The 14,044-nt window shown below is 68.9% G+C and carries 17 protein-coding genes and 2 pseudogenes; 12 read left to right on the top strand and 7 right to left on the bottom strand.

Features of this window, described 5'->3' with window-relative positions:
* Positions 1–2 precede the first annotated feature (2 nt).
* From A6P39_RS02750 to A6P39_RS02720, 7 genes are read left to right on the top strand one after another with little or no spacing between them, the layout of a single operon-like run.
* Positions 3–266, top strand: a complete 264-nt coding sequence (locus A6P39_RS02750; protein ID WP_067044959.1) for a gas vesicle protein GvpG — start codon at positions 3–5, stop codon at positions 264–266.
* Positions 263–880 (top strand): DNA primase, encoded by a 618-nt coding sequence (locus tag A6P39_RS02745; RefSeq protein ID WP_067044957.1) that lies wholly within the window; start codon positions 263–265, stop codon positions 878–880. The genes A6P39_RS02750 and A6P39_RS02745 overlap by 4 nt, the downstream gene beginning before the upstream one ends.
* On the top strand, positions 877–1,887 hold the full coding sequence (locus tag A6P39_RS02740) for an SRPBCC family protein (protein ID WP_067044953.1): 1,011 nt from the start codon (positions 877–879) through the stop codon (positions 1,885–1,887). Before A6P39_RS02745 ends, A6P39_RS02740 begins: the two co-directional genes overlap by 4 nt.
* Positions 1,884–2,225 carry a gas vesicle protein gene (locus A6P39_RS02735; RefSeq protein WP_067044950.1) on the top strand — a complete coding sequence of 114 codons (342 nt, stop codon included), beginning with the start codon at positions 1,884–1,886 and terminating at the stop codon, positions 2,223–2,225. Before A6P39_RS02740 ends, A6P39_RS02735 begins: the two co-directional genes overlap by 4 nt.
* The gene (locus A6P39_RS02730; RefSeq protein WP_067044947.1) at positions 2,222–3,013 is read left to right on the top strand and encodes a GvpL/GvpF family gas vesicle protein; all 792 of its coding nucleotides are present in this window, start codon (positions 2,222–2,224) and stop codon (positions 3,011–3,013) included. Before A6P39_RS02735 ends, A6P39_RS02730 begins: the two co-directional genes overlap by 4 nt.
* Positions 3,010–3,198, top strand: coding sequence for a gas vesicle protein GvpJ (gene gvpJ, locus A6P39_RS02725; protein ID WP_067044944.1), 189 nt, complete (start codon positions 3,010–3,012; stop codon positions 3,196–3,198). The genes A6P39_RS02730 and gvpJ overlap by 4 nt, the downstream gene beginning before the upstream one ends.
* Positions 3,195–3,479, top strand: a complete 285-nt coding sequence (locus A6P39_RS02720) for a gas vesicle protein K (RefSeq protein ID WP_067044941.1) — start codon at positions 3,195–3,197, stop codon at positions 3,477–3,479. The genes gvpJ and A6P39_RS02720 overlap by 4 nt, the downstream gene beginning before the upstream one ends.
* A 41-nt stretch (positions 3,480–3,520) precedes the next feature.
* On the opposite strand, the pseudogene A6P39_RS02715 reads toward A6P39_RS02720, so the two are convergent.
* The 4 genes and pseudogenes from A6P39_RS02715 to A6P39_RS02700 form a co-directional block, all read right to left on the bottom strand.
* Positions 3,521–3,613, bottom strand: a pseudogene (locus tag A6P39_RS02715) (hydrophobic protein); the annotation flags it as partial.
* 249 nt (positions 3,614–3,862) lie between these two features.
* The gene (locus A6P39_RS02710) at positions 3,863–4,804 is read right to left on the bottom strand and encodes an alpha/beta hydrolase (RefSeq protein WP_067044936.1); all 942 of its coding nucleotides are present in this window, start codon (positions 4,802–4,804) and stop codon (positions 3,863–3,865) included.
* A 182-nt stretch (positions 4,805–4,986) separates the two neighbouring features.
* The gene (locus A6P39_RS02705) at positions 4,987–5,583 is read right to left on the bottom strand and encodes an NADPH-dependent F420 reductase (protein ID WP_067044933.1); all 597 of its coding nucleotides are present in this window, start codon (positions 5,581–5,583) and stop codon (positions 4,987–4,989) included.
* Positions 5,584–5,625: 42 nt separating this feature from the next.
* The gene (locus A6P39_RS02700; protein WP_067044931.1) at positions 5,626–6,444 is read right to left on the bottom strand and encodes an inositol monophosphatase family protein; all 819 of its coding nucleotides are present in this window, start codon (positions 6,442–6,444) and stop codon (positions 5,626–5,628) included.
* A 137-nt stretch (positions 6,445–6,581) separates the two neighbouring features.
* Here A6P39_RS02700 and A6P39_RS02695 point away from each other — a divergent pair, with 137 nt between their 5' ends.
* Entirely contained in the window at positions 6,582–7,490 is a 909-nt protein-coding gene (locus A6P39_RS02695; RefSeq protein ID WP_067044928.1) for a LysR family transcriptional regulator, read from the top strand.
* A gap of 278 nt (positions 7,491–7,768) precedes the next feature.
* On the opposite strand, the gene A6P39_RS02690 is transcribed toward A6P39_RS02695, so the two are convergent.
* The gene (locus A6P39_RS02690) at positions 7,769–8,878 is read right to left on the bottom strand and encodes an FAD-dependent oxidoreductase (RefSeq protein WP_275883788.1); all 1,110 of its coding nucleotides are present in this window, start codon (positions 8,876–8,878) and stop codon (positions 7,769–7,771) included.
* A gap of 125 nt (positions 8,879–9,003) precedes the next feature.
* Here A6P39_RS02690 and A6P39_RS02685 point away from each other — a divergent pair, with 125 nt between their 5' ends.
* Both A6P39_RS02685 and A6P39_RS02680 read left to right on the top strand, forming a co-directional pair.
* Positions 9,004–9,597, top strand: coding sequence for a TetR/AcrR family transcriptional regulator (locus A6P39_RS02685; protein ID WP_067045884.1), 594 nt, complete (start codon positions 9,004–9,006; stop codon positions 9,595–9,597).
* A gap of 667 nt (positions 9,598–10,264) precedes the next feature.
* Entirely contained in the window at positions 10,265–11,347 is a 1,083-nt protein-coding gene (locus A6P39_RS02680) for a patatin-like phospholipase family protein (protein WP_067045882.1), read from the top strand.
* 445 nt (positions 11,348–11,792) lie between these two features.
* Here A6P39_RS02680 and A6P39_RS02675 read toward each other — a convergent pair whose 3' ends face one another.
* Positions 11,793–12,056 (bottom strand): DUF5372 family protein, encoded by a 264-nt coding sequence (locus tag A6P39_RS02675; protein ID WP_275883787.1) that lies wholly within the window; start codon positions 12,054–12,056, stop codon positions 11,793–11,795.
* Between the two features lie 29 nt (positions 12,057–12,085).
* On the opposite strand from A6P39_RS02675, the gene ltrA reads away from it, so the two are divergent.
* Together ltrA and A6P39_RS02665 are read left to right on the top strand one after the other, a co-directional pair.
* Positions 12,086–13,168, top strand: a complete 1,083-nt coding sequence (gene ltrA, locus A6P39_RS02670; protein ID WP_275883786.1) for a group II intron reverse transcriptase/maturase — start codon at positions 12,086–12,088, stop codon at positions 13,166–13,168.
* A 128-nt stretch (positions 13,169–13,296) separates the two neighbouring features.
* Positions 13,297–13,422 (top strand): annotated as a pseudogene (locus A6P39_RS02665) (IS5/IS1182 family transposase); the annotation flags it as partial.
* 15 nt (positions 13,423–13,437) lie between these two features.
* Here the strand turns inward: A6P39_RS02665 and A6P39_RS02660 are convergent.
* Positions 13,438–13,704 carry an ArsR/SmtB family transcription factor gene (locus tag A6P39_RS02660; protein ID WP_443052803.1) on the bottom strand — a complete coding sequence of 89 codons (267 nt, stop codon included), beginning with the start codon at positions 13,702–13,704 and terminating at the stop codon, positions 13,438–13,440.
* Positions 13,705–14,044 lie beyond the last annotated feature (340 nt).

Genomic DNA, 14,044 nt, shown 5'->3' with positions numbered 1-14,044 from the left:
TCATGGGACTGGTCAAGGAGCTGCTGCTCCTGCCGTTCGCACCGGTGCGCGGCAGCGCCTGGGTCCTCGGGCAGGTCGTGCACGAGGCGGAACGGATCTACTACGACCCCGCCGCGATCCGGGCCGAACTGGCCCGGCTGGAAGAACTACTGGAAGCCGGCGAGATCGACGAGGAGGAGTTCGACCGGGCCGAGGACGAGCTTCTCGACCGGCTGGAGACCGCTCTGCGCAACGACGCCGGGCACGGCAAAGGGACACGTCTATGAATCGCATAGGACTGGGCCTCGCGATCGGGGCCGGATACCTCCTGGGCCGGACCAGGAAACTGAAACTGGCCTTCGCCGTCGGCTCGCTGGTGGCGGGCAAACGGCTGAACCTGGGCCCGAAGGCACTGCTGGACCTGGCCAACCAGCAACTACGCGACAATCCGCAGTTCAAGGAGATCGGCGACCAGCTGCGCCACGACCTGCGCGGGGTCGGCAAGGCCGCCTCCGGTGCCATGGTCGAGCGCCAGGTGGACGCACTCGCAGACCGGCTGCATGGCCGTACCGCCGAGGTGCGCAATCAACTGGCCGGTGTCGTACCGGCTGCTGGTGGCCTCGGTCTCGACGGCGGCCGGGACGACGAGGACGCCGAGGCGGACAACGACGAGGCCGAGGACGCCGGTGCCGACGACGAAGGGGCGAGGGACGAGCGCGATCCGGCCGAGGCACGACAGAGGAAGGCGCCCGTGAAGAAGGCGGCGAAGAAGGTACCGGCCAAGACGGCGGCGAAGAAGGCTCCTGCCAAGAAGGCGCCCGCCAAGAAGGTCGCACAGGGCAGGGCCGCGGCCAAGAAGACGGCCGGACGGGCCAGGCCGAAGGGAGGCGGTGACCGATGAACACCGGACCGATCGGCGAGGCGGCCCGTTCCGAGGCCGCCGAACGCCTGAAGACTGAGCTGCAGGAGTACCTCACCGCCCAGACCGAGCGCCTGCTCACGGGCGCGGGCCGCAAGCTGGGCGAGGCCACCGGCGTGCTCAACGACATCGCCGAGGGCAACAGTCCGGGCTTCGGCAAGCTCGCCCTCGACGCCGGCCGCAAGGTCGCCGAGGGCAAGGGCCCGGTGCGCTCCGCGCTGGAGCTCGGCCTCTCCCACGCCAAGGACACCGTGATGGACCAGGTGAAGAGCCTCGGGGGCGGCAAAGGGAAGGGCAAGGGAAAGGGAGGGGGCCAGAAGCCGACCGTCATCATGGAGTCCGTCGACGTCGGTGTGCCGGTGCGCACGGCCTACGACCAGTGGACCCGCTACCAGGACTTCAGCACCTTCGCCAAGGGTGTGAAGAGCGCCGGCCGTGGCGACGACACCACGTCGGACTGGCAGGGCAAGATCTGGTGGTCCAGCCGGAGCTGGAAGGGCAAGACCGTCGAGCAGATCCCGGACTACCGCATCCAGTGGTCGTCGCAGGGCGCCAAGGGCACCCACAAGGGCGTCGTCACCTTCCACCACCTCGACGACAACCTCACGCGCGTGCTGCTGGTGATCGAGTACTACCCGAGCGGTTTCTTCGAGAAGACCGCCAACATCTGGCGTGCCTCGGGCCGTCGGGCTCGCCTCGACCTCAAGCACTACGCCCGCCACATCTCCCTCAAGGGAGAGGTGGACGACGGCTGGCGCGGCGAGATCCGCGACGGCGAGGTGGTCCGCAGCCACGAGGACGTGGTGGCGGAGGAGGACGAGGAGTCGTACGAGGAGCCGTACGACGAGGCAGAGGACGCCGGGCAGGGGGAGGGTGAGGAGTACGAGGACGAGGCTGAGGGCGAATACGAGGACGAGTACGAGGAGTCGGAGGACGCCGAGGACGACGAGAACGAGGACGAGTACGCCGAGTCCGGGAGCCGTCGATGACCATACCCGGCCGAGTGCCCGAGCCGTACGGACGTGACGGCGGGGGCGCCAACCTCGCCGACATCCTGGAGCGCGTCCTGGACAAGGGCATCGTCATCGCCGGTGACATCAGGATCAACCTGCTCGACATCGAGCTGCTCACCGTTAAGCTCCGGCTGATCGTCGCCTCCGTGGACCGGGCGAAGGAGATGGGCATCGACTGGTGGGAGCACGACCCGGAGCTGTCCACCCGCGCCCGGCGCCACCAGCTCACCAGGGAGAACCACGAGCTGCGGGAGCGGCTTGCGGCGCTGGAGGCGCTGGAGACCGGTCGCGGACAGCACGAGGAGGACCGATGACCGCACAGTCCGGACTCCGGTATGTGTACGCCGTCTGCCGGCCCTTCGCGGCGGCCCTCCAGGCCCAGCTCACCGGCGTGGCCGGCGCCCCGCCCGAACTGCTCAGACACCACGGTCTGGTCGCCGTCGTCAGCACGGTCCCGGAGGGCGACTTTGCCGAGGAGCCGCTGCGGGGCCATCTGGAGGACCTGGACTGGCTGGCCGCGACCGCCCGCGCCCACCAGGGTGTGATCGACGCGCTCACGACGGTCACCACGCCGCTGCCGCTCCGGCTCGCCACGGTCTTCCGGGACGACAGCGGCGTACGGGTCATGATGGAGGCCCGCGAGGCCGACTTCCGGCACACCCTCGACCGGCTCGAAGGGCGGGTCGAGTGGGGGGTCAAGCTGTACGCCGACCCGCTGCAGCCCGAGCGGGCGACGACGCCTGCGGGGCGGCCCGTCAGCGGGCGGGACTATCTCCGGCGTCGGCAGGCGCACGCCCGCAAGCACGAGGAGAAATGGCAGGCCGCCGAGGAATTCGCCCGCGCCCTGCACGAGCGGCTTTCCCGGCGCGCCGAGGATTCCCGGCTGCACCCTGCGCAGAATTCGACGCTATCCGGAGAACCCGGACAAAATCTCCTCAACGCGGCTTATCTCGTCCGACGCGCGGATTCCGAGGAATTCGTGGCACTGGTCGACCGTACGAAGGACGAGGCAACGGGGATGCGGGTGGAACTCACCGGACCCTGGGCGGCCTACTCCTTCACCGAACCCCTGGCACCCGCGCGGCAGGGGGAGGCACGGTGACCGTCGTCGAACGCCGTGAGGTCGCCCTGGCCGACCTGCTCGACCGGCTGCTGGCCGGCGGCGTCGTCATCACCGGCGACATCACCCTGCGCATCGCCGACGTCGACCTCGTCCGCATCGACCTCAACGCGCTGATCAGCTCCGTCAACGCCCAAGTGCCCGCACCCTGGCGGGAGTCGACATGAGCGAGCGACGCAACCGGCTGGACCTCGACCCGGACACCGTCGAACGGGACTTGGTCAAACTCGTGCTGACCGTCGTGGAGTTGCTGCGCCAGCTGATGGAACGCCAGGCGCTGCGCCGCTTCGACACCGGGGACCTCACCGAGCAGCAGGAAGAGCGGATCGGGCTCACCCTGATGCTCCTGGAGGACCGCATGGCCGAGCTGCGGGACCGCTACGGACTGCGGCCCGAGGACCTGAACCTGGACCTCGGGCCGCTGGGGCCGCTGTTGCCGCGTGAGTGACTCCGGTACGACCGGTGGCGGCTCAGCGTTGACCGGCGGCGTCACCACCGATACCAGCGCCCACTGCCGCCGGCGCCGGTCGTGCCACGCACCAGGAATCCCAGGAGCCAGAGCACCAGTGCCGCGTGAGAAATAGGGAACTTGGGACAGGCGGCACGTGGCGGCCGTCGATCGTGATCGGATCGGCGCCCGCAGTCACGGCGGCATCGGCCAGAACATCCAACAGCGTGCTCTTGCCGATGCCGCCGGGACCGTGAAGAAAAAGCACGCCTCCTGCGCCCAGCATCGACCGGAACAGCTCGATCTCACCGGTGCGCCCCGCGAAGGCACGCCGTCGTAGCTCACTCAGCCGCTGCCTGATGATCGTCACGACGGTGGGCGGGTCAGTTGTTGAACGCCGTGGCGACGGCGTCTCCGAGTTGATTCAAGACGTCCCGTGAGAGCTGCACGGACCCGGTGAACGAGAGGAAGGCGTGGGTGGCACCCTTGATCGGGAGGTGCGTGACTGGCACGTCGGCGTCGGCGAGCTTCTGCGCGTACCGGTCGCCCTGGTCCCGCAGCGGATCGTGTTCGGCGGTGACGATGACGGCGGGAGGAAGCCCGGCCAGCTCGTCGGAGCGCGCCGGCGAGACGCGCGGGTCGGCGCCTTCGTCGGGCGTGTTGAGGTAGAGGCCCCAGAACCATTCGAGCCAGCTGCGGCTCAACAGCGGTCCGGCCATGTTCTCGTACATGGAGGGGCTGTCGTCGAACCGGTCGACCGCTGGGTACGCCAGTACCTGCAGTGCGATGTGAGGTCCCCCGCGCCGCTGCGCTTCCTGCACGAGGGCCGCGGCGAGGTTGCCGCCGGCGCTCTCGCCGAACACGGCGATGCTTTGCCCGTCGCCGCCGAAACCTCCGGCATTGGCCGCGACCCATGTCAGGGCGGCGTAGGCGTCTTCGATCCCCGCCGGGAAGCGGTGTTCGGGCGCGAGCCGGTAGTCGACGGAGACCACGATCGTGCCGGAGCGGTTGGCCATGATGCGGGCGATGTGATCCTGGCTGTTCCGGTCTCCGAGCACCCATCCGCCGCCGTGGAAGAAGACCGTCACGGGCAGCTGCCCGGAGCACGGCACGGTGGCGGGGGCATAAATACGGATGGGAACCTCGAGTCCTTCGGCGGCGGCCACTGCGTCGTGCACGCTGCCGACCGGCTCGACGTCGCCCGCGAGGGTTAAGAAGCTGCTCACGAGGTCGCGGTTCTCCGCGACCGTTCGACTCTCCGGTGCCGGTTCGCCTCCTTCGGCCAACTTCTCGAGCAGCGCATTGATCTGGGGATCAAGGGACATGATGAGGACCTTCCTGGAGCTGGCGAAACGACACGGATTGGAATGACTGTTCCCATCTCTGCAAGTCGCAGGAGTGGAGCAGCGGCAGCGTGATGCCGTCCGGCGCTGGATCGCCGACCCCGGCAGCGCTGTCGTATCCGTTGTGGATGTGGGCCCGCAGGGAGCGGTGCACTGGGTGCGGATCAGCGGGCGATCGAGATCGCGAAGGGCGCGAATCCGCTGGTCCGAATCACGTGCGGGACGAAGAGGATCGCTGCCTCGGTGGCGCGGGCGGTCTGGATCCCGCCGAGGTCGGTGATCCACTCCTTGTGCCAGCCGAGGTCGGTGAGCAGTGCACCGACAGTGTGCTTGGCCTGCGGGTCGTCGCCGGAGAGGAACGCGGTCGGTGTCTGGGTGAGCGTGGCCGGTGCGGTCATCACCGGGAAGAGCATGGTGTTGAGGGTCTTGACGACGCGAGTTTCGGGGAGGGCGTCCTGGAGTTGCTCGGCGAGGCTTGAGCCGGGGTAGATCAGGTCGGCGGGCAGTCCGTCCGGTCCGTCGACGGTGGCGTTGGAGACGTCGACGAGGATCTTGCCGCGTAGTTCCTCCCGTAGGGCGGCGAGCCGGTCCAGCGAGCCGGCTCCCGGGGTGGCGTTGATGACGATCCGGGCTGTCCGGGCAGCGTCAGCGGCGGCGCCCGGTGTGCGGTCCGTCACGGTCACCTCATGCCCTGCCCGGGTGAGGGCTGTGGCCAGGTTGCCGCCGACGCGGCCGTTTCCGAGCACTGCGATCGTGGTCATGGTGATGTGGTCCTTTTCGTGGGTGCGGGTTGTGGTGCGTGGTCAGCGTGAGAGCGTGGCGACGGCCTGGGCGTGGATGCCAGGGGCGGCGGCCAGGAGGCTTTCGCTCTGTGGGGTCCAGGGACGGCCGGCGGCGTCGGAGATCTGTCCGCCGGCCTCGGTGACGAGCAGTGCGCCGGGGAGCAGGTCCGCGCGGGCGCCGGCGAACTGCCAGAAGGCGTCGATGCGGCCGGCGGCCACGTTGGTGAGGTGCAGGGTTGCGGGCACGGCGGCGCGGACGACGAGCGCGTCGAAGAGCATCGCGGTGATCGAGGAGCCGACGCGCCGAACGACCTTCTCGTCCTCGTCGGGGCGGGCCTGGCTGGTGGCCACGATGCTCAGGCCGAGGTCCGCGGTCGGGGAGACGTGCAGCGGCCGGCCGTCGAGGTGGGCGCCCGCGCCGGTGAGCGCGGTGTAGGTCTCGCCGGTCAACGGCAGGTGGACCGCGGTGAGCACGGGCTGGTTGTCGCGTACGAGGGTGGCGGTCACCGCCCACTCCGGCAGGGCGTGCAGGTGGTTGACGTTGCCTTCGGCCGGATCCACGACCCACCATTCGCCGGGCGGCAGCGCCCCGGCGTCCAGCTCGTCCTCCACCCAGCCGGCGTCCGGGCGCAGGCCCGTGAGGCGGGGGCGCAGGATGTCGAGGGCCGTGTCGTCATTGGCGGCGAGGGCGCGCATCAGATCTTCGCGGGTCTGGTGGCGGACCACCTTGCCGAAGCGCTCGCGCAGCGCCGAACCGGCCGCACGCACGGCGATCGCGGTCTGGGCGAGCAGGTCGGCGTCGGAGGCGGCGGCGTCAGCGATCTGAAGCGTTTCGGACATGGTGAACTCCCCTGTGAGTAGGAGGTGATGAGGCTGTTCGAGTCGAAAGGCGCGCTCTGTTCAGCGCTCTGGTCTCGAAGGTATACAGCCCCTTGATTAACTTCAAATGCATGTAAAGCACGGCTAGGATTACTCACATGCAATTGGATTTGAATCTGCTGGCCGCGCTCGACGCGCTGCTGGAGGAGGGCAGCGTGGCCGGGGCAGCCGCACGCCTGCATGTCACCGCCCCTGCCATGAGCCGCAGCCTGGGGCGGATCCGGCGCACGACCGGGGACCAGATCCTGGTGCGCACCGGCCGCACGATGACCCCCACGCCGTACGCGATCGCCGTCCGGGAACAGGTGCACGAGCTGCTGCACCAGGTCCAAGGAGTGCTGGCACCCAGCCGTGAACTCGATCTGGCAACGCTGGAACGCACCTTCACACTCCGCTGGCACGATTCCCTGGTCGCCTTGAGCGGTCCCGCGCTGCTCGCGGCCGTGCGTGGACAGGCGCCGGGCGTGCGGTTGCGCTTCGTCGCGGAATCGAGCATCGACACTCCCGAGTTGCGGCGTGGCGAGGTCGACCTGGAGGCGAACGCCAACCGCCCGAGCGCACCGGACATCCGTGCCGAGAAGGTCGGCGAGACCCGCCTCGTCATCGTGGTGAGGCAGGGGCACCCGCTCACTCGTGTCAGGACCGTCACCGCGAAGCGGTACGCCGCCGCTGAACACGTCACCGTCTCGCGACGTGGAAACCTCAGCAATGCCGTCGACGACGCCCTCGCACAACTCGGCCTCACCCGCCGCGTGGTGGCGAGCGCGCCCACGGAAGCGGCCGCGCTGGAGTTCGCGCGCGGCTCCGATCTCCTGATCAGCGTCCCTGAAGCCACCGCGCGGTCAGCGGTCGCCGACCTCGGCCTGGTCGTGCTCCCTCTCCCGCTCGAACTGCCGTCGGCGCCGGTATACCTGTCGTGGCATCAGCGCTATGACACCGACCACGCCCACGCCTGGCTGCGCGGGCTGGCGCGAACCGCGCTGGCCATGGGCGGAGCGTCGTCGTAGCCGGCCCGTCCGGCCGCTTCATCCATACGTCCAGGGGACCACCTCGATGCCGCACGGCCGGCCGCTGTCCGCACCCGCATCAGAGCACCAACCCCGCCGGTAGGCGTACACGACCGGGCTGAACGGGGCCGCGAAGCCCGAGCTGCCGAGAAGGCAGGACACGAACGTCTCGACAGACTCCTGGCCGCCTACCCCCATGCTGCGCCGGCCGTGGAGCGGCCGGAGCGACGCCTGCGGCTGTTTGCCCTGCTCAGACAGTCGGTCGGGCACAAGTCGCTTCAGGAGGCCGTCGCGGGAACGAGGTTGTCGAGTCCCTTCGCACTCCCCGTCGCGGCCTCGATCGAGCGCGGCAGCATGATGCTCTCGTAGGCGCGGACGGCGTCGTCGACGCTGGACTCGGTGACCAGTGCGTGGGCGAGGTCGGCACCGTCGAGCATGGCGAGGTTGGCGCCCAGCCCGACGGGTGGCATCAGGTGCGCGGCGTCGCCGAGCAGCGTGACGCCGGGAACGTGATCCCAGGTGTGCGGGGCGGGCAGGACGAACAGGGACCGGTGGATGAACCCGTGGTCGCTGTTGCGCAGAATGTAGCGCAGGTTCTCGTCCCAGTCGTTGAACAACCTCAACAGATATGTCCGCACGGCCCGCTGGTCGCCGAGGTCGACACCGGCGGCCTCATGCCAGTCCTTGGGCGCGCGGAGCGCGATGTAGGCGCGGATGTGGCCGTTGCTGTTGCGCTGGGCGACCAAGGTCCTGCCGGCGCCCTTCGCCAGCATCGATCCGTTGCCGACCAGCCGCGCGAGCGTGGGATGGCGGGTGTCGCAGTCGTCGAACCCGGTCTCGACGAAGGTGACACCGGTGTAGCCGGGTACGGTGGGCGACAGGGCCGGGCGCACGCGTGACCAGGCGCCGTCGGCACCGACCACCAGGTCGAAGTCCTCGGCGGTGCCGTCACCGAAGAGCAGCCGGCCGGTGCCGTCCGCCAGCGGGGTGACGCCGGTGACGGCACGGTCCCATCGCACCGTGCCCTCGGTGAGCGAGTCCAGGAGCAGACCACGCAGCTGGCCCCGGTCGATCTCCGGCCGGCCGCCATTGGCGGACGGCCCCTGCTGCGCCAGGAGGGCGGCGGTGGCGAAGTCGAGCACGCGCCACTCGTCTCCTTCGGGGCGGGCGAGGGCGTGGAACCGGTCGAGGAGCCCGGCAGCACGGAGCGCGGCCTGACCGGTGTCGGGATGCATGTCGAGGGAGCCGCCCTGCGGGCGGGCGTCGGCGGATGCCTCGCGTTCGAAGACGGTGACGGAGCGGCCGTGTTGCTGGAGGACTCGGGCGCAGGTGAGGCCGCCGAGGCCGGCGCCGACGATCGCGATGCGGGGATCACGAGCAGAGTTCATGGGAGTGCCCCTCGGGAGGTGGGTGAGCCGCCGGGGCGACCCGGCACGACCAAGAAAGCACACTCGATAAATAAGCGCAATGACTAAACTTTTACAGCGACTGCACTTCGAGGTACGGTGGGCGAGTGACCGAACCGACCGGGCGCCGCGAGCGCAAGAAGGCCCAGACCCGCCAGTCCCTGGCCGACGCCGCGCTTGAACTCTTCCTCGAGCGCGGCTACGACCAGGTCGGCGTCAAGGACGTCGCCGACCGTGCCGACGTCTCGGTGACCACCCTGTTCAAACACTTCTCCGGCAAGGAAGCCCTGGTCTTCGATCAGGACGACGAACTGGAAGCAGAACTCGTCGCCGCCGTGCGCGAACGCACCCCGGGCCAGTCGATCCCGCAGGCGCTGCGCGAGCACCTCCTGCTGAAACAGGACCAACTCGCGGTCCACGCCACCGACCCGCGGTTCGCCGACTTCACGCGCCTGGTGCAGGAGACCCCCGCACTGCGCGACTACGCCCACCGCATGTGGACGCGCCACGAAGCGGCCCTGGCCAGGGCCGTCGCCGAGGCGGTGGGTGCGCCCGAGGATGACGTCAGCTGCGCCGCCCTGGCCCGTTTCGCCCTTGAGGCTCGCAGCCTCATCCTGCGGCACGCCGAACCGCGCCGAGCCGCCGACGAAGCCTTCGCGCTGCTCGAACACGGCTGGGTAGCCTCCCATCCGAGCAACTGACCGGGCTGCCAGGCACCCCGCTGTGCGCGGTGGCGGTGCGCGCTCGGGACCCTCGGTGAGGCCCTCCGCGAGGCGTCCTCCCTCGATACCCCGTCGGCCGGCGTAAGACGACCGGGACCGGATCGACTTCTCCCGGGGCTGGTCGCCGTGCCCAGCAACGAGATGTGACGAGGCATCCGCCGAACTGTGCAAGCCCTGACCTTGACGTTTATGGTCCGGTGTCGAACGCGACTCGAACTTGATCAGCGTTTTCGCAGTTCAGCGGACATGAAGGCGGCCTTCGTCCGATCCTTTGCTCCGTCACAGAGTGGATCAGCGCGAAGGCCGTGGTCGTGAGTCTGGTGCATCAGGGTGTCCTGCGGGATGCGTTCGCGGAAGCATGACACTTCCGCGAACGCATCCCGCCGGACGCCCTGCCACTTAACGACGCCCCCGCCCGCGCCCTCGTTCTCATCGCCGGAGGACCGGCCCCCGTCTGGCGCAAATGGCTCGACACCGGTGACGGCCCCCACCTCTACACCCACCTCGCAACCCGCACCGTGCCCGCCGCGGCTGAGCCGCCCTCGCCGCAACCACTCGCCCGCCTTGGCCCCGTGACGTGGTGGCCGGGCGGCTGCGCCACCGGCCCCCACGGTCCTGTTCCCCTCCCACGCAAGGGCTCCCGCTCATGACCCGCACCCTCGGTCTCGCGCTGTCCGACGGCGGTTCCCGCGCGGCCGCCTTCCACCTCGGCTGCCTGCGCGCCCTGAACGACCGCGATCTCCTCGACCGCATCCGTGTCGTCCCCGGCATCTCCGGCGGCTGCCTCCTCGCCGCCCTGTGGGCCTACGGTCCCTCGGACTTCACCGACTTCGACACCCGCACCACCGACCTGCTGCGCTCCGGACTCCAACTGGGCATCGCACGCCAGGCGTTTAAGCCCTCCGCGGCCGCACGCAACCTCACCGCGGCCGCCCGCGCTGGTACCCGCGGACTGCTCTCACGTCGCGGTGGCGTCAGCGTCGCCCGCCCCGCCAACCGCACCGACGCCCTGGCCGCCGTCCTCACCCACAAGGCGTTCGGAACCACCACCATGGCCGACGTCATGCACCCCGGCCTCGACATCGTCCTTACCGCCACCGACCTGGCCACCACCAACGCCGTCCGCTTCGGCAGCACCCGCAGCGGCTGCTCCCGCCACGGCACCATCACCGAACCCATCCACGTCGCCACCGCCGTCGCCGCCTTCCTACCGGCCCTGGAACGCACCTTCACCTTCCAGCACGGCGACGGACACCACGAGCAGCACACCGTGTTGCTCACCGACGGCGGCGTCTATGACAACCTCGGCCTATCCGTCCTCGAACCCGGACGCTCACCGCACCACACCCAGCACGTCTACGACGTGCCCTTCATCATCTCCTGCGACGCCGGCCTGGGCGAACTCGCCTTGAGGGCACGGCACTTCATGCTTGGACGCCTCAGCTGCTCCTTCGCCACCGTCCACCGCAAGGCCCAGGACTCCGCCCGCTTCCGCCTCCACGAATGGGCCGCCAGCGGACGCATCGACGGCTTCGCCCTCGCGTACCTCGGCATGAAGGACGACCGGCTGCCCGCACCGCCAGCCGACCTCGTGCCGCGCAGCGCCGTCGCCTACTACCCGACCAACTTCGCCGCCATGGCCCGCAGCGACTTCGAGGTCATCACCACCCGCGGCGAACAGCTCATGCGCACCGTCCTGCCGATGTACCTGCGCCCCGCACACCGCTGAGAACCCTTCGCGAATCCGGGTAGCGGCGTCACCCAGCCCGAAGATCGCTCCAGCCTCGCCGAGACAGACCTTCGCCACGACCTGGCGAAACCCCTCCCGGTCGGCGCCGAACCGGCCCGAGGCCCCCAGATCGGCGTCGATCACGGCTACGTTCGAGCGGGCCCAGCCCAGCCTGACCGCCTCGTCGGCCAGGCCGTATTGCCGCATCGTGGACTCGGTGTTCTCCCTGACCTGCACGAGCGTGGACTGCCGCAGATAAATGACGGCCAGCCGCTCGAGATGCGAACTGCGGATTTTCCCCTGGCCGTTCACGTCCGCCTCCCAGCACGGACTCGACCATGTTGGCCACCGCCATCACAGCCTCGCGACACACCCCGCTCGCTCCGGCCATGGCGCCTCGTTCCTGCCCGCAGCCCAACAGCGGCACGGTGCTGGTCCCTTGTCATCAGGATCCGCCTCCGTCCGCACCGGCGCGACGGCTGACCAGCGCATCCACCAGTGCACGAGCGGCACTCAGGCCCTCGGCCGTGAGCCGGTGCCCGACAGGCTCCCCGGCGCGGTCGGTCCACTCCCGGGGCAGGGTCACACTCCGCGATGCGCCGCTTGCGCAGACAAACACCACGGCTCCCGCTCGCCGCTTGGTGAACAACACCACCAGACGCCGGCCCGCCAGCGGGTGAAACGGATGCGTGACCACCAGCGAACCCAAGGAATCACTGGACGATACGGCCCTATGCGATGACCGTGCCGACCGTGGCCGATCGCGTGGTCCAGGCGGTACTGAAGCTGGTGCTGGAGCCCATATTCGAGGCCGACTTCGACTCGGCTTCCTACGGGTTCCGGCCCGACCGAAGGGCGCACGACGCGATCGCCGAGATCCACTTCTGGGGCACCCAAGGCTACCGCCAGGTTCTGGACGCGGACATCGAGGCGTGCTTCGACTCGATCGACCACACGGCCCTGATGGACCGGGTGCGCGCACGAGTCAAGGACAAACGCGTCCTCGCCCTGGTCAAGGCGTTCCTGAAGGCCGGGATCCTTCGGGAGACCGGAGCGATGGAACCGTCCGAGACCGGCACCCCGCAAGGGGGAATCCTCTCCCCGCTGCTGGCCAACATCGCCCTGTCCACGCTCGACGAGCACGTGATGGGGCCCTGGAAGCCGGGCGGGACGATGTCCAGCAGTTCTCGTCGGGTCACGCGGGTGGCCAAGCAACTGCCCAACTGGCGGATCGTGCGCTATGCGGACGACTTCGTCGTGCTGGTCAGGGGCGAACGTCACCACGTCGAGGCCCTGAGAACGGAGATCGAAGGGGTTCTCGCCCCGCTCGGGCTGGGACTGTCGCAGTCCAAGACGCGCGTGGTGCACATGGCCGATGGGTTCGACTTCCTCGGCTTCCACATCAAGTGGATGAGCAAGCGAGGAACGGACAAGTGCTACGTCTACACCTTCATCGCGGACAAGCCGGTCCGTGAGCTGAAGCGGAAGATCCGGGCACTGACCCACAGGAAGTCGCAGGTCCCGTTCGCCGCCGTGCTGTCGAGGATCAACCAGATCCTTCGCGGCTGGGCCAACTACTTCAAGCATGCTGTCGCCAAGTACACCTTCAACGCACTGCGTTCGTTCGTGTGGTGGCGGGTGGTCAACATGGTCACATACCGGCGACGCATGAAGTGGACGGCCCTGCGCCGACAGTTCAAAGGCCCCCAGGGCTGGCGGCAGATTGCTCTGGACGGGGTCGAGCTGTTCAACATCGCCGCGGTGACGGTCACCCGCTACCGCTGCCGCGGACTGAGGATCCCGACACCGTGGGCCGCATAAGATCATCGCCCCAGCCGGAGTGACCTGTGGAGAGCCGGATGCGGTGAAAGTCGCACGTCCGGTTCGGTGAGCGGCTCGGGGAAACGGGGCCGGGGAAACCCGGCCACCGCGCCCCGAGCCGACTCTCCACCGTGTCCTGGTTGGCCGGCTGCCGGAGGCTGCACCGCCGCTACGAACGCAAGGCCGAACACTTCCTCGCCTTTGTCGGTATAGCCGCAGCCCTCATCAGCTACCGCCGTCTTGCTGCGAGTTGACGCAGTTCCACGCGCCTAGCCTGCGGCGATTACGGCCTCGATCAGGCCCGGGAATCGGCGGTCCAAGTCCCCCTTGCGGAGGCGCATGTACAGCCCGTTCCCGGCGTCGCGTTGATACACCAAGCCCGCCTCGCGCAGTACTCGCCAGTGACGGGTGCGACTGGACTTGCCCACCGGCAGGTCGAAGGAAGCGCACAGCCGCTCTTCATCTGGCCGTTCGGCCAGTTCGGCCACGACTCGACGCCGGTTCGCGTCAGCCAGCGCCAAAAGGATGGGACCCACCTGCAACTCCTCAGTACGAGGGTGGGCCAACTCGCCTGCCGTCATCACTTCACCCCTCGACAAGGTACGCCTGGTTGCGTACCTTCCTAGAGGTACGCAACCAGACGTACCTTACCGCTGCTGGGGGAGTCATGTCTGTACCCGCACCGCCGCGTCGCAGCATGCTGTCGCGTATCCGCACGTCACTGCGCAAGCTCCTGCTCATCGAGCACTCGCCCTTCATGACCCTCTGACTCTCGTCAGGGCCTCTGGCTTTCGCCTGCGGAAGTGTGCATGCGGCACCGATCAAGAGCCCCATAAGAAACGTCGTCTTAGAGGTCATCTCATTTGGCGCATTCGA

The organism is Streptomyces sp. FXJ1.172 (assembly GCF_001636945.3).
GTDB lineage: Bacteria > Actinomycetota > Actinomycetes > Streptomycetales > Streptomycetaceae > Streptomyces.
This window is presented reverse-complemented; position numbering and strand designations above follow the sequence as displayed.